Below are 13,866 nucleotides of genomic sequence, written 5' to 3' on the forward strand. Positions count from 1 at the left end.
GCCAATCGCTGGCAAGCCAGCTCCCACAGGTAATGCGTCGATCACAGAATCGTCGTTCGCCGCAGATCTACTGTGGGAGCTGGCTTGCCAGCGATAGCGGACAGCAGTCAACGCGGCATATACCCCAACTGCCAACGCCGCGGGATCTTCAGCGACAGAAACCCCAGTCCCGCAGCGAGCAGGCCGCTGGCGAACAGCGCCTTGAGCCCCAGATGATGTTCGAGCACGGCGCCCAGTACCGCACCGGCGAACATGCCGGTCCACGGAATCAGTTGCACACGCCAGCCGTTACGGCGCTCACCGAGCATCCAGCGACCCAGTCCGCGTCCGAAGCGCGACAGGGCGCCGGTGACATAAGTCAGGCCCACTGGCAAACCATTGACCTCTTCCACGGCGGCGTTGAGCATGCCCATGGCAATAATGGCCGCGAGCAGGGCTGGCAGCTGTGAATCAAAAGGCCAGGTGGCGGCAGCACAAAGCAACGCGGCGATGATCAGCAACAGCGGCAGCGCCCGGCGCCCACCCAGCCGGCTGACGATGATGCCCAGCGCATTGCCGACAATGAAGGTGGCGACAAGCAGCGCCAGGCGCAAGGTCAATCCCGCATCGCCAGCGCTGATGGCTACCGCCATCCGGGTGGTGTTGCCGCTCATGAACGAAACGAAGTCACCGCTGGCCATGAAACCGATGGCGTCGGTCATGCCGGCCAGCACCGAGAGCAACGCCACCAGGCTCAGACCGATGCGCCCGCGCCATTTCTGAGTGTGCAAATGTCTGGAACTGGCGTGGGTACTTGAAGACGAAGGCAGCATCGGCAGCGGCATCCTTGAGCGAGACGTTAGGGGGTTAATCCATATAACTCGCAATATTCCTGCCAGTCTAGCCCGGCCATTTCCGCGACTTCCCTGTGCACGTCCAGCCGCTGGGCCTGATAGTCCTCGGGTGTGGCGGCGGTCAACAGCAGCGTCAATTCCCAGGCAAACAGACCGAGACGCTCGGCTTCGGCCTCGAAGGCTTCGTGTAAACGCTCGTCGCGATACTGCGCGAGGGTCTCGCCCTTTACCTGAGCGAGCAATGGATTCAGGTTGTCGAGCTCCACACGCAGCTCGGGGCGTTCTTCGAGAAACCGCTTCAGTGCCTGTTCGTGTTGCTGCCCGGATGCCGCCATGGTCACTCCTTGGGTAGGGATTGCGAAGCCTGTTTTTTGCTGGCCTTGGCCGCTGCCGCCAGGCACTCCAGGGCAAACTGCTCGGTGTAGGTCATCTGGATCGGTGTGGTTTCACCCTTGACGGTTCTTTCGCCGTCGAGGATGTAACGGATGCGCTTGTCAGTCACGCCGATTCGCTTGGCGATCCAGGAGGGGGTCTGACCGATCTGACTGATCAGCTTGTCGGCGTATTCAGTGGTGGGTTTGTAAAACTCGGCGTTGGGTGTCATTGGGCTTCCACAATAGAGGTCGATGCGACGCGAAGGGCGCGACAGGGTGCGCGATTCGTCGCGCGGTGTCGCGGTATAAATGCAGTAAAGCAGAACGAAACGCCGTGCCACGGTGATACAGTCCGCTTTTTCCTGATGAGCGACTGCAATGCGAATTCTGATGGTAGCGCTGGCCGTGACGTTGCTGGCCGGTTGCGCGGGCTCGGTGATGAGCGATGCCCGCAGCAAACCTCCGTACAAAACCCTCAACTCGGACAAGCCGGCCAGGGATGTCGCCCAGTGCGTGCAGTTTTCCTGGCAGGACGAAGCGGTGTTCGGTGTCGATGCGGCGGCTTACCTGCAGCCAGGCGAGAAGGGCGGGACTACCGTCTACACGCGTTCGGCGGAGTCGTTCGTCGACGTGACCACCGATGCCTCGGGCACCGTGTTGAGCTACTACGCGCAGCATGATGACTTTGTCGCCAAGCGTCGGTTGGCGGCCTTGGCGACCTGCCTGTGACTTGATGCACGCCTCCCCTATAGGAGCGAGCCGGCTCCGGGCGGCGTTCCGACGATGGACTCAAGGGCAACGCGTTAAGTCAGCCTGCCCGCGTTATCGTTAACGTCCATCGCGAGCCGGCTCGCTCCTACAGTAGGCGTGTTGATTCAGTTGTTCAGGCGCTTCTGAAAAAAGAAGTGCTTATACCCCGGTGGGTAGTCGGCAATGTGCCCGATCTCGCTGTAGCCGCATTTCTTGTAGAACTCCGGTGCCTGGAACTCGAAGGTGTCGAGCCACAGCCCGATGCATTTCCTCTCCCGCGCCAGGTCTTCGGCCATCTGCATCAGCCGGGTTCCCATGCCCTGACCCCGCGCCTGCTCCGGCACCGACAACAGGTCGATGAACAACCACTGGTAGAACAACCGGGCATAGAGCCCGCCGAGGATTTCGTCGTTGTCATCGCGCACCAGCAATGCAATGTGCTCGGGTACGGCACCTTCGGCCTTCGAGGCGTTGTAGGCGCGCAGTGGCAACAGGATGGCCTGGCGTTCTTCTTCCGTGGGGTTTGGCGACAGCTCGATTCGCAGGGTCATGGCTATGTCCTTATGGCAGTGAAGTCGCAGACTATCTGGGTCGTGGCGATTGATCCATCCCCGGCACGCGTGGAACCGTAGCCCGCGCGCAGATGTCTAGCCTCAGAGAGCGTCATTTCAGAACGCCGCCCATGAGGACACTCCGTGAATATTTTCGAAGCCTTGCGCGAAAGCCACGAACGCCAGCGCACCTATGCCAAAGCGCTGATTCGCACCAGCGGCGACACCCCTGAACGGGTCGAAGCCTATAAACAGCTCAAGTCCGAACTGCAGGCCCACGAAACCGCCGAAGAGCGGCATTTCTACATCCCGTTGATGGAATTCGACAACGGCGTCGACCTCAGCCGCCATGCGATCGCCGAACACCACGAGATGGATGAAATGATGGAAGCCCTGGACGAGACCGAGATGTCCAGCCCGGCCTGGCTGGCAGTCGCGAAGAAGCTGTCCGAGAAGGTCCATCACCACCTCGAAGAGGAAGAGCAGAAGTTCTTCCAGATGGCCGGCAAGTTGCTCGACGACAAACAGAAAGAGACACTCGCCGGTGCCTATGTGAAGGAATACAAGGCACAGCTGGTTTGAGGGATCAAACGCCGCGCGTTTTGACCTAAGATGCACCATCTCGAAAAAACAGGACGCGTTGTCATGTCGAACACAGCGGAGCGGGTCAACATCCTTGAGTCACAGGTGTTGTCCCACGACTGGTACCTGCTGCGCAAAATCACCTTCGATTATCAACGCAACAATGGCGAGTGGCAGCGCCAGACCCGCGAGGTCTATGACCGTGGCAATGGCGCGGCGATTCTCCTGTACAACCGCGAGAAGAAAACCGTGGTCCTGACCCGGCAGTTTCGCTTGCCGGTGTTCGTCAACGGCCACGATGGTCTGTTGATCGAAGTGGCGGCGGGGCTGCTGGAAGGTGCTGCGCCGCAAGAACGCATTCGTGCCGAAGCGGAAGAAGAAACCGGTTACCGCGTGCACCACGTGCAGCCGGTGTTCGAGGCCTTCATGAGCCCGGGCTCGGTGACGGAAAAACTGCATTTTTTCATCGCCGAATACGATGCGGCGTCGAAGGTCAGCGAAGGCGGCGGGCTGGAGGAAGAGACGGAAGAACTGGAAGTGCTGGAATGGGCCTTCGATGAAGCGCTCGAGGCGTTTTATCGTGGCGAAATCTGCGATGCGAAGACCATCATGCTGCTGCAGTATGCGGCGATGAAAAACATCTTCGCGGCTTAAGCCTTAACCCTTCTTTGGCGAGCGAGCTTGCGAAGCGGCCCCAAAAAAATCTCGGGGCCTGGCGAATATTTGCCAGCGCTGCGCACGGGAGCGGGAGCAAGCTCCCTCGCCATCCATAGTGTTTACCCGAACAGGTCAGCGGTCATTCCGGCTCCGAGCCATTGAGCACCTTCCAGCGTCAGCAGCTTCTCCTTCGCCTCAAGCCCCCCGGCAAATCCCGTCAGCTTCCCCGACGCACCAATCACCCGATGGCACGGCGCGACAATCGAAATCGGGTTCTTGCCATTCGCCGCGCCCACCGCCCGGACCGCACTCGGGTTGCCGATCTGCTCGGCGATCTGGCTGTAGCTACGGGTCTCGCCGAACGGAATGGTCAACAGCGCTGCCCAGACCTTTTTCTGGAACTCCGTGCCGACAAACTCCAGATCCAGCTCGAAATGATGGCGGCCGCCGGCGAAGTATTCGCGCAGTTGTTGCGCCGTGCGCAGCAGAATCGGATTGTTCGGCGCTTCGCACATCGGGCCGAGCCGCACCCGGCCGGGCTTGTCGTTTTCCCAGAGGATGGCCACCAGTCGCGAGCCGTTCGCAACCAGCTTCAACTCGCCGACCGGGGACGCCAGGGTGCTGCAGGTGTAAGTCATGCCGAGGGCCACGCCGAGTGGTTGAACGGGCGTTAAGGATACTGTCTCGCCGGGGAGGCGCAATACGCAATCGCGACCATACTTGCCTACGGCTCCTGAAGCGTTCCCCTGTTCAATAACAAGAAGAGACCGACTGATGAAGTACGAACCTTTTGCCAAATCGCTGATAGCGACCTCATTGGCACTCAGCTGCCTGATGGCCCACGCCGCCTCCGTAGCCCCGGTCGCGGCCGAAAACGGCATGGTGGTCACTGCCCAGCATCTGGCCAGCCATGTGGGCGTGGATGTGCTCAAGAGCGGCGGCAATGCCGTCGACGCCGCCGTGGCGGTGGGGTACGCGCTGGCGGTGGTCTATCCCGCCGCCGGTAACCTGGGCGGTGGCGGTTTCATGACCATCCAACTGGCTGACGGTCGCAAGACCTTCCTCGATTTCCGCGAAAAAGCCCCGCTGGCCGCCACCGCCGATATGTACCTCGACAAAGAGGGCAACGTTGTCCCGGACCTGAGTACCCGCGGCCATCTGGCCGTCGGCGTGCCCGGCACCGTGTCCGGGATGGAACTGGCCCTGAGCAAATACGGCACCAAGCCACGCAAGGAAGTGATTGCCCCGGCGATCAAACTGGCCGAAGACGGCTTCGTGCTGGAACAGGGTGACGTCGATCTGCTGGACTACGCCACCGACATGTTCAAGAAGGACATGAAGGATTCCGGTTCGATTTTCCTGAGCAACGGCGAGCCGATGCAGGTCGGACAGAAGCTGGTGCAGAAAGACCTCGGCAAAACCCTGCGGACCATTTCCGAGAAGGGCGCCGACGGCTTCTATAAGGGCTGGGTCGCCGACGCCATCGTCACCTCCAGCCAGGCCAACAAGGGCATCATCACCCAGGCCGACCTGGACAAATACAAGACCCGCGAACTGGCGCCGATCGAGTGCGACTACCGTGGCTACCACGTGGTCTCGGCCCCGCCTCCGAGCTCCGGTGGCGTGGTGATCTGCCAGATCATGAACATCCTCGAAGGTTATCCGATGAAGGATCTGGGCTATCACTCGGCCCAGGGTATGCACTATCAGATCGAAGCGATGCGCCACGCGTACGTGGACCGCAACAGCTACCTCGGCGACCCGGACTTCGTGAAGAACCCGATTGCCCACCTGCTGGACAAGCACTATGCGACCAAACTGCGTGAAGCCATCAATCCGCAAAAGGCCGGTGTGTCCCGCGAGCTCAAGCCTGGGGTCGCGCCCCATGAAGGCAACAACACCACCCATTACTCCATCGTCGACAAATGGGGCAACGCAGTGTCGGTGACCTACACCCTCAACGACTGGTTCGGTGCCGGGGTCATGGCCAGTAAAACCGGGGTCATTCTCAACGACGAAATGGACGACTTCACCTCGAAGATCGGTGTGCCGAACATGTATGGCCTGGTCCAGGGTGAAGCCAACGCCATCGCCCCTGGCAAGGCGCCGCTGTCATCCATGAGCCCGACCATCGTCACCAAGGACGGCAAAGTGGTGATGGTGGTCGGCACGCCCGGCGGCAGCCGCATCATCACCGCAACCCTGCTGACCATGCTCAACGTCATCGACTACGGCATGAACATCCAGGAAGCGGTCGATGCACCACGTTTCCACCAGCAATGGCTGCCGGAGGAAACCAACCTCGAAGCCTTCACCACCAGCCCGGACACCGTGAAGATCCTCGAAAGCTGGGGCCACAAGTTTGCCGGGCCACAGGACGCCAACCACCTGGCGGCGATTCTTGTCGGCGCGCCGTCCCTGGACGGCAAACCGGTAGGCAAGAACCGCTTCTACGGCGCCAACGATCCACGGCGTAACACCGGGTTGTCGCTGGGTTATTGAGTCTTGTGTTTGGACGGGGACGGACTTATGTTCATCCCTGTTCCACTGACTTCTCAAGGAAGGAACCATGACTACCGCATTGTTAATCATCGACGTCCAGCAGGCCTTGTGCTCCGGCGAGTATGAGTGCTTTCAGATCAAGCGAGTCATCGACAGCATCAACGGCCTCAGTGCCAAGGCCCGAAACAAAGGGCTCCCCGTGGTGTTGATCCAGCATGAAGAAAAGGGCAGCCCCCTGGCGCATAACGCCGAAGGCTGGCAACTCGCCGAAGGGTTGCAAACCGCGCCCCAGGACCTGCGCGTACGCAAGACCACTCCGGATTCGTTCTACCAGACCCACTTGCATGACCAGTTGCAGGAGCTGGACGTCAGCCGCCTGATCATCTGTGGTCTGCAAACCGATTATTGCGTCAACGCCACCGTGCGCCAGGCATTGAAACTGGGTTACGACGTCGTGCTCGCGGCCGACGCCCACTCCACCGTCGACAACGGCAATATGGCCGCTGAAGACATCATCGCCGAACACAACAAGGATCTGGCGCACCTGACCAGCGCCGTTGCCCGGATCGACGTCGTCCCGGCCAACGATATCCGACCCTGAAACCACCACATTCTCTTTGGGAGCGAGCTTGACTGGCCGAATAACTCCGGCCCCCTTTTGAGCGCGCCACGACATCTCGGCCCTGGCTGTCGCGACCGAGCAGCGTTCAAACGCCTGAATCGGTTCCCGCTTCAACGTCCGGGCAGGTTCAAGCCGACGCGTAATTGCTCGTATTGCTCCTCGGGCATTTGAATCAGCAGGGGCGCCTGGCTTGGGTCGAGCCAACTGAACAGCCGAGAGATATCGGCTTGATCCATGGCAGTGCAGCCCTGCGTCGGCGAGGCGGGGCTGCGCCAGATGTGGAAGAAAATGCACGAACCCGCAGCCGGGGCGGCCGGTGTGTTGTGTTCGATGACGATGCCTTTTCGGTACAGCTCATCCATGCTGCGCATGTGCTCGGAGCTGGACCAGTCCTTCGGTGTGGTCGCACCGTCGACGATCTGGTTGTAGCGATGGGAGTGGCTGTCATCCACGCATTCTGTGGTGGCGGTCAGCGCGAGGTAAGGCAGCCGGGTTTCAGCCGTGGTGTCATAGCCAAACGCCGTTCCCAGTTTGAATATCCCGGCCGGCGCTTTTCCATCGCCTTCCTGTTTGATGGGCCCGTCGCGCTGATCAATAGGGCCCAGGCCCTTGCCCCAGGCCAACCCGTTTTTGCCCAGCACCACATCAAACGCCGCCTGGTATTTGCGAAAGCGGTTGCCCTGTCGCTCATAACGCTGCGCGGTCGCGTGGGTGTCGGTCCATTTTTGGCTGGTGACCACAATCAGTTGATTGCTGGTCTTGAGAACGTCCCCCAGCGCAAGCGGCGTAATGGGGAAATCCATGACGTCTTTCAGCGTCGCATCGCCGCTGTAGGTGAAGTGCCACCACTCGGCCGAGTAGCCACTGAAGCCTTCTTTCTCCATGGCACGGGTGAGTCGCTGGCGATTGGCCTTGGCCGCAGCGCTGATCTGCGTTGAGTCGGTGTGCGCGCGTTCATCGAAGCAGTCGAAACCGGTGCCCATGTCCACGGCGCCGTCGTGCCAGCGCTGGTCGTACGGTGCCGTGCAATCGACCGCAGTGGCAGTGGGCGTCCAGGTGTCGGCGGGCAGGGCGTCCGGGCCGGTCATGGTCAGATCGACGGTGCTGCCTCGGGAGTGATTGGACACCCGGGCCACATAGCCCAGGCGCCAGAAGTCCTGCTTGTCCACCCGTGGGTAGAACTCGGCTTTACGCGGGTCGCCCGGCTCGGTGGCGAAGCGCCCCATGTCGGCGACCGCGCGGCTGGGTCGATAGCAGTCGAAAACCTTCAAGCCGTAGCCTTGCGCCTGCAAGGCCGCTTGCACCCGGGACAGGGCCTTGGCGGCATTCACCGACAGCAGGCACTCCGGCGCCGCATAACCGTCGAGCGGGTGCCCGGTGAAGTTGTGGGCGCTGGCGTAGCGGATGTCCTGCGCGATGCCCGGATCGATCGTGCGCAGGTACACCATGTGTTCGGGCCTCACCGCCTCGCCGGCGCTGGCCATGTGTGGCAGGCCAAGGCTTAAAAGCAGGAGCAACGTTCGAACGGCAAAGGGCATCGGGCTGGGCCTCCGAAATGCATGGCAAGTCAGCCCATCATGGCGTGAATCCCGCCGCACCTCCATGCAGTTGTTGATCGGCATGATAGGACGAGCGCACCAGCGGCCCGGAAGCGACGTTCTTGAAGCCCATCCGCGCGCCTTCCTCGGCGAACCAGGCGAAGGTGTCCGGGTGAACGAAGCGCTGCACTGGCAAATGACTGCGCGAGGGTTGCAGGTACTGGCCAAGAGTGAGCATGTCGATATCGTGCTCGCGCATGCGCTGCATCACCTCCATGACTTCGGCGTCGGTTTCACCCAGGCCCAGCATCAGCCCGGACTTGGTCGGTACGTGCGGCACCCGCTGCTTGAAATTCTGCAGCAGGTCCAGCGACCACTCGAAATCCGAACCCGGCCGCGTGGCTTTGTACAGACGCGGAACGGTTTCCAGGTTGTGGTTGAAGACATCGGGTGGCTCGTTGGCGGTGATCGCCAGGGCCACGTCCATGCGCCCGCGATAGTCCGGCACCAGGGTTTCCAGTTGTATGCCCGGCGTCCGTTTACGGATCTCGCGCAGGCAGTCGACAAAGTGTTGGGCGCCGCCGTCGCGCAGGTCATCGCGGTCCACCGAGGTGATCACCACGTACTTGAGGCGCAACTCGGCGATGGCCACGGCGAGGTTGGTCGGTTCATCGACGTCCAGCGGTTTCGGCCGACCGTGGCCCACGTCGCAGAACGGACAGCGGCGGGTACAGATGTCGCCCATGATCATGAAGGTCGCGGTGCCGCCGGAAAAACACTCGCCCAGGTTCGGGCACGAGGCTTCTTCACAGACACTGTGCAGCTTGTGTTTGCGCAGCAATTGCTTGATGCGTTCGACCTCGGGAGAGATCGGCATGCGTACACGTATCCAGTCCGGTTTACGCGGGAATTCATCGGTGGGGATGATCTTGACCGGAATCCGCGCGACTTTATCCGCACCGCGCAACTTGGTACCGACTTCCACCTTGGCCGGGCTTTTGCCGGGCGATTCCACGGGTGTGTTCATATATTTTTCCAAGGTCTGTCAGACAAGAACCGGACCTGTAGGAGCGAGCCTGCTCGCGATGGTCGCTAACGATAACGCGGGCTTGCTGACGAAAACGCATCAGCTTTACGTCCATCGCGAGCAGGCTCGCTCCTACAGGGTTTTGTGTCGGGCGATCAGTCGCGATACACCGGGAAATCGCTGCACATCGCCGCCGCCTGCCGCGCCACCTGGGCTTCGACATCGGCATCGCCGAGGTGGTCGAGGATGTCGCAGATCCAGCCCGCCAGCTCGATGCTCTGGGCTTCCTTGAAACCACGGCTGGTGATGGCCGGGGTGCCAATGCGCAATCCGGACGTCACGAACGGCGATTGCGGATCGTTGGGCACGGCGTTCTTGTTCACGGTGATGCCGGCACGGCCGAGGGCGGCGTCGGCGTCTTTGCCGGTCAGGCTCTGGCGGATCAGGCTGACCAGGAACAGGTGGTTGTCAGTCCCGCCGGACACCACGTCATAGCCACGCTCGATAAACACTTTCGCCATGGCCTGGGCGTTGCGGATCACTTGTGCCTGATAAGTTTTGAAGGCGGGCTCCAGCGCTTCCTTGAAACACACGGCCTTGGCGGCGATCACATGCATCAACGGCCCGCCCTGACCACCTGGGAACACGGCGGCGTTGAATTTTTTCTCCAGTTCCGCATTGGCCCTGGCCAGAATCAGACCGCCACGGGGGCCGCGCAGGGTCTTGTGGGTGGTGGTCGTCACCACGTCGGCAAACGGGATCGGGTTCGGATACAGACCAGTGGCCACCAGCCCGGCGACGTGGGCCATGTCGACGAACAGGTAGGCACCCACCTTGTCGGCGATCTCACGGAAACGCGGGAAGTCCAGGGTCTTGGAGTAGGCGGAGAACCCGGCAATGATCATCTTCGGCTGGTGCTCGACGGCCAGACGCTCGACTTCGTCGTAATCGATCAGGCCGGTGGCGGTGTCGATGCCGTACTGCACGGCGTTGTACAGCTTGCCGGAAAAACTGACCTTGGCGCCGTGGGTCAGGTGCCCGCCATGGGCCAGACTCATGCCCAGCACGGTGTCGCCGGGCTGTAGCAAGGCCAGATAAACCGCCGCGTTGGCCTGGCTGCCGGAGTGCGGCTGGACGTTGGCGTAATCGGCGCCGAACAGTTGTTTGGCGCGATCGATCGCCAGTTGTTCGACCACGTCGACGTGCTCGCAGCCACCGTAGTAACGCTTGCCCGGATAACCTTCGGCGTACTTGTTGGTCAGGCCGCTGCCTTGCGCTTCCATCACCCGTTGGCTGGTGTAGTTTTCCGAAGCGATCAATTCGATGTGGTGTTCCTGCCGCGCATCTTCGGCGTTCATCGCCGCCAGCAGTTCGTCGTCGTAGCCTTTGATCTGGTCGTGTTTGCTGAACATGGTGAAGTCCTCTGGTTGTTCTTGAATAGGGGCACTGCTCTTCTGTAGGAGCGAGCCTGCTCGCGATGGTCGTTAACGATGACACAGGGAACCAGATGCCCAGCGGCGCTCTGGAGTCCATCGCGAGCAGGCTCGCTCCTACAGGGTTATGTTTTGTGGTCAGGCGTACTCGGCAATCGACGGGCAGGCACAGATCAGGTTGCGGTCGCCGAAGACGTTGTCGACCCGGCCTACGGGCGGCCAGTACTTGGCGTCGATCAAGGTGTCCAGTGGATAAACCGCCTGCTCCCGGCTATACGGATGCGACCACTCGCCCACCAACTCCGCCGCCGTGTGCGGGGCGTTTTTCAGCGGGTTGTCGTCCTTGTCCAGGGTGCCGTTTTCCACCGCGCGGATTTCTTCGCGGATGCGGATCATGGCGTCGCAGAAGCGGTCCAGTTCTTCCTTGGATTCGCTTTCGGTCGGCTCGATCATCAGCGTGCCGGCCACCGGGAAGGACATGGTCGGGGCGTGGAAGCCGAAGTCGATCAGGCGCTTGGCCACGTCGTCGACGCTGATGCCGCTGCTGTCTTTCAGTGGACGCAGGTCGAGGATGCACTCGTGGGCCACCAGGCCGTTGCTGCCGGTGTAGAGCACCGGGTAGTGCTCTTCGAGGCGACGGGAGATGTAGTTGGCATTGAGGATCGCCAGCTGCGAGGCGCGCTTGAGGCCGGCGCCGCCCATCATGCGGATGTACATCCAGGTGATCGGCAGGATGCTCGCGCTGCCGAACGGCGCGGCGCACACCGCGCCTTGCTTGCGCGCCATCTGCGCGTGGCCTGGCAGGAACGGCGCCAGGTGCGACTTCACACCGATCGGGCCGACGCCCGGGCCGCCACCGCCGTGGGGAATGCAGAAGGTCTTGTGCAGGTTCAGGTGCGAGACGTCGCCGCCGAACTTGCCCGGTGCGCAGAGGCCGACCATGGCGTTCATGTTGGCGCCGTCGATGTACACCTGGCCGCCGTTGTCATGAATGATGCCGCAGATTTCGCGGATGCCTTCCTCGAACACGCCGTGGGTCGACGGGTAGGTGATCATCAGCGCGGCGAGGTGTTCGCGGTGCTCGATGGCCTTGGCGCGCAGGTCTTCGATGTCGACGTTGCCACGGGCATCGCAGGCGGTCACGACCACGCGCATGCCGGCCATGTTGGCGGTGGCCGGGTTGGTGCCGTGGGCCGAGGACGGGATCAGGCAGATGTCGCGACGGTCTTCGCCACGGCTCTGATGGTAGGCACGAATGGCCAGCAGGCCAGCGTACTCACCCTGGGAACCGGCGTTCGGCTGCAGGGAAATCGCGTCGTAACCGGTGGCGGCGCAGAGCATCGCTTCCAGTTCGTCGGTCAGTTGCTGGTAGCCGGCGCTTTGCTCGGCCGGAGCGAACGGGTGCAGGGCACCGAACTCGGCCCAGGTCACCGGGATCATTTCGCTGGCGGCGTTGAGTTTCATGGTGCACGAGCCCAGCGGGATCATGGTGCGATCGAGCGCCAGGTCCTTGTCCGCCAGTTTGCGCAGGTAACGCATCAGCTCGGTTTCCGAGTGATAGCGGTTGAATACCGGATGGCTGAGGATCGGCGACTGACGCACCAGCGCGGCCGGGAGGGTCGCTTGAGTCGAAGCGGCGAGGGCGGCGAAGTCCGGCAGGGTTTTGCCACTGGACAGCAAGGCCCACAGGGTTTCGACGTCGGCCTGGGTGCTGGTTTCGTCGAGGGACAGGCCCAGACGCTCGGCATCGACCACGCGCAGGTTGATCTGCCGGGCGTGCGCCTGTTCGTGCAGTTGGGCGGTGTTGGCGCCAGTGCTCAGGGTCAGCGTGTCGAAGAAGTGTTCCTGCTCAACGTTCAGGCCCAAAGCGCTCAAGCCCTTGGCCAGAATCGCGGTCAGCTGATGCACACGGTTGGCGATCTGCGTCAGGCCTTTCGGGCCGTGATAGACGGCGTACATGCTGGCGATGTTGGCCAGCAGCACCTGCGCGGTGCAGATGTTGGACGTGGCCTTCTCGCGACGGATGTGCTGCTCGCGGGTCTGCATCGCCAGGCGCAGGGCCGGCTTGCCGAAACGGTCCACCGAGACGCCGACCAGACGGCCCGGCATGTCGCGCTTGAACGCATCCTTGGTGGAGAAGTACGCCGCGTGCGGGCCACCGAAGCCCAGCGGCACGCCGAAACGTTGGGCGCTGCCGATGGCCACGTCGGCGCCGAATTCGCCCGGCGGGGCCAGCAGGGTCAGGGCCAGCAGGTCGGCGGCCACGGCCACCAGGGCGTTGGCGGCGTGGAAACGCTCGGTCAATGCGCGGTAGTCGAACACATCACCGTTGCTCGCCGGGTATTGCAGCAGGGCGCCGAAGAACGGCGTCACGTCGCTCAGTTCGCGCTCGTCGCCGACCACCACCTCGATGCCCAGCGGTTCGGCACGGGTGCGCAGCACGTCGAGGGTCTGCGGGTGGCAATGCACGGAGGCGAAGAACTGGTGGCTGCCCTTGTTCTTGCTCAGGCGCTTGCAGAAAGTCATGGCTTCGGCGGCGGCGGTGGCTTCGTCGAGCAGCGAGGCGTTGGCGATCGGCAGGCCGGTGAGGTCGCTGATCAGGGTCTGGAAGTTCAGCAGCGCTTCGAGACGACCCTGGGAAATTTCCGGCTGGTACGGGGTGTAGGCGGTGTACCAGGCTGGGTTCTCCAGCAGGTTGCGCAGGATCGGCGACGGCGTGTGGGTGCCGTAGTAACCCTGGCCGATGTAGGTCTTGAACAACTGGTTCTTGGCCGCGATGGATTTGATCATCGCCAGGGCGTCGGCTTCGCTCAGGCCGTCTTCCAGGCCGAGCACGCTGGTGCCTTTGATGCTGTCGGGAATCACGCTGGCGCTCAGGGCTTCGAGGGAATCGAAGCCGAGGCTGTTGAGCATCGCTTGCTCGTCGCCGGCGCGCGGGCCGATGTGGCGGGCGATGAATTCGTTACGGGTGTCGAGGAGGGTGGTCATACGGAATCC

At 62.1% G+C, this 13,866-nt stretch carries 14 protein-coding genes; 5 read left to right on the forward strand and 9 right to left on the reverse strand.

Translation table 11 applies throughout. The features are described 5' to 3' along the window. Window positions 1–107: 107 nt before the first annotated feature. The 3 genes from ACX3YD_RS26990 to ACX3YD_RS27000 are packed head-to-tail and all read right to left on the reverse strand — an operon-like array spanning window position 108 to window position 1,437. Window positions 108–812, reverse strand: coding sequence for a YoaK family protein (locus ACX3YD_RS26990; RefSeq protein ID WP_103405086.1), 705 nt, complete (start codon window positions 810–812; stop codon window positions 108–110). 26 nt (window positions 813–838) lie between these two features. Next, a complete protein-coding gene (locus ACX3YD_RS26995; RefSeq protein WP_047527717.1) occupies window positions 839–1,168 on the reverse strand; it encodes a DUF6388 family protein in 330 nt (109 codons plus the stop codon). A gap of 2 nt (window positions 1,169–1,170) precedes the next feature. Continuing rightward, window positions 1,171–1,437, reverse strand: coding sequence for a hypothetical protein (locus tag ACX3YD_RS27000; RefSeq protein WP_047527719.1), 267 nt, complete (start codon window positions 1,435–1,437; stop codon window positions 1,171–1,173). A gap of 148 nt (window positions 1,438–1,585) precedes the next feature. Here ACX3YD_RS27000 and ACX3YD_RS27005 point away from each other — a divergent pair, with 148 nt between their 5' ends. Further along, window positions 1,586–1,936, forward strand: coding sequence for a hypothetical protein (locus tag ACX3YD_RS27005; RefSeq protein WP_090468442.1), 351 nt, complete (start codon window positions 1,586–1,588; stop codon window positions 1,934–1,936). A gap of 146 nt (window positions 1,937–2,082) precedes the next feature. Here ACX3YD_RS27005 and ACX3YD_RS27010 read toward each other — a convergent pair whose 3' ends face one another. Then, window positions 2,083–2,508, reverse strand: a complete 426-nt coding sequence (locus tag ACX3YD_RS27010) for a GNAT family N-acetyltransferase (RefSeq protein ID WP_103405075.1) — start codon at window positions 2,506–2,508, stop codon at window positions 2,083–2,085. Between the two features lie 144 nt (window positions 2,509–2,652). Between ACX3YD_RS27010 and ACX3YD_RS27015 the strand changes: the two genes are divergently transcribed. Together ACX3YD_RS27015 and ACX3YD_RS27020 are read left to right on the forward strand one after the other, a co-directional pair. Continuing rightward, complete coding sequence (locus ACX3YD_RS27015; protein WP_103405076.1) at window positions 2,653–3,090, forward strand: hemerythrin domain-containing protein; 438 nt, start codon at window positions 2,653–2,655, stop codon at window positions 3,088–3,090. Between the two features lie 63 nt (window positions 3,091–3,153). Continuing rightward, on the forward strand, window positions 3,154–3,744 hold the full coding sequence (locus ACX3YD_RS27020; protein ID WP_103405077.1) for an NUDIX domain-containing protein: 591 nt from the start codon (window positions 3,154–3,156) through the stop codon (window positions 3,742–3,744). Between the two features lie 122 nt (window positions 3,745–3,866). Here the strand turns inward: ACX3YD_RS27020 and ACX3YD_RS27025 are convergent, their stop codons facing one another. Beyond that, window positions 3,867–4,385 (reverse strand): methylated-DNA--[protein]-cysteine S-methyltransferase, encoded by a 519-nt coding sequence (locus ACX3YD_RS27025; RefSeq protein WP_458961473.1) that lies wholly within the window; start codon window positions 4,383–4,385, stop codon window positions 3,867–3,869. 136 nt (window positions 4,386–4,521) lie between these two features. Between ACX3YD_RS27025 and ggt the strand changes: the two genes are divergently transcribed. Both ggt and ACX3YD_RS27035 read left to right on the forward strand, forming a co-directional pair. Then, complete coding sequence (gene ggt, locus ACX3YD_RS27030) at window positions 4,522–6,249, forward strand: gamma-glutamyltransferase (protein ID WP_458961474.1); 1,728 nt, start codon at window positions 4,522–4,524, stop codon at window positions 6,247–6,249. 67 nt (window positions 6,250–6,316) lie between these two features. Continuing rightward, on the forward strand, window positions 6,317–6,850 hold the full coding sequence (locus ACX3YD_RS27035) for a cysteine hydrolase family protein (RefSeq protein ID WP_103405080.1): 534 nt from the start codon (window positions 6,317–6,319) through the stop codon (window positions 6,848–6,850). Between the two features lie 131 nt (window positions 6,851–6,981). Here the strand turns inward: ACX3YD_RS27035 and ACX3YD_RS27040 are convergent, their stop codons facing one another. From ACX3YD_RS27040 to gcvP, 4 genes are all read right to left on the reverse strand, one after another. Further along, the gene (locus ACX3YD_RS27040) at window positions 6,982–8,409 is read right to left on the reverse strand and encodes a M15 family metallopeptidase (RefSeq protein WP_458961475.1); all 1,428 of its coding nucleotides are present in this window, start codon (window positions 8,407–8,409) and stop codon (window positions 6,982–6,984) included. Between the two features lie 37 nt (window positions 8,410–8,446). After that, window positions 8,447–9,436 (reverse strand): lipoyl synthase, encoded by a 990-nt coding sequence (gene lipA / locus ACX3YD_RS27045; RefSeq protein WP_458961476.1) that lies wholly within the window; start codon window positions 9,434–9,436, stop codon window positions 8,447–8,449. Between the two features lie 155 nt (window positions 9,437–9,591). Then, window positions 9,592–10,848 (reverse strand): serine hydroxymethyltransferase, encoded by a 1,257-nt coding sequence (gene glyA, locus ACX3YD_RS27050; RefSeq protein ID WP_458961477.1) that lies wholly within the window; start codon window positions 10,846–10,848, stop codon window positions 9,592–9,594. A 159-nt stretch (window positions 10,849–11,007) separates the two neighbouring features. After that, entirely contained in the window at window positions 11,008–13,857 is a 2,850-nt protein-coding gene (gcvP, locus tag ACX3YD_RS27055; protein WP_458961478.1) for an aminomethyl-transferring glycine dehydrogenase, read from the reverse strand. Window positions 13,858–13,866: the final 9 nt, after the last annotated feature.

This window comes from Pseudomonas fluorescens group sp. PF-1, assembly GCF_054481335.1.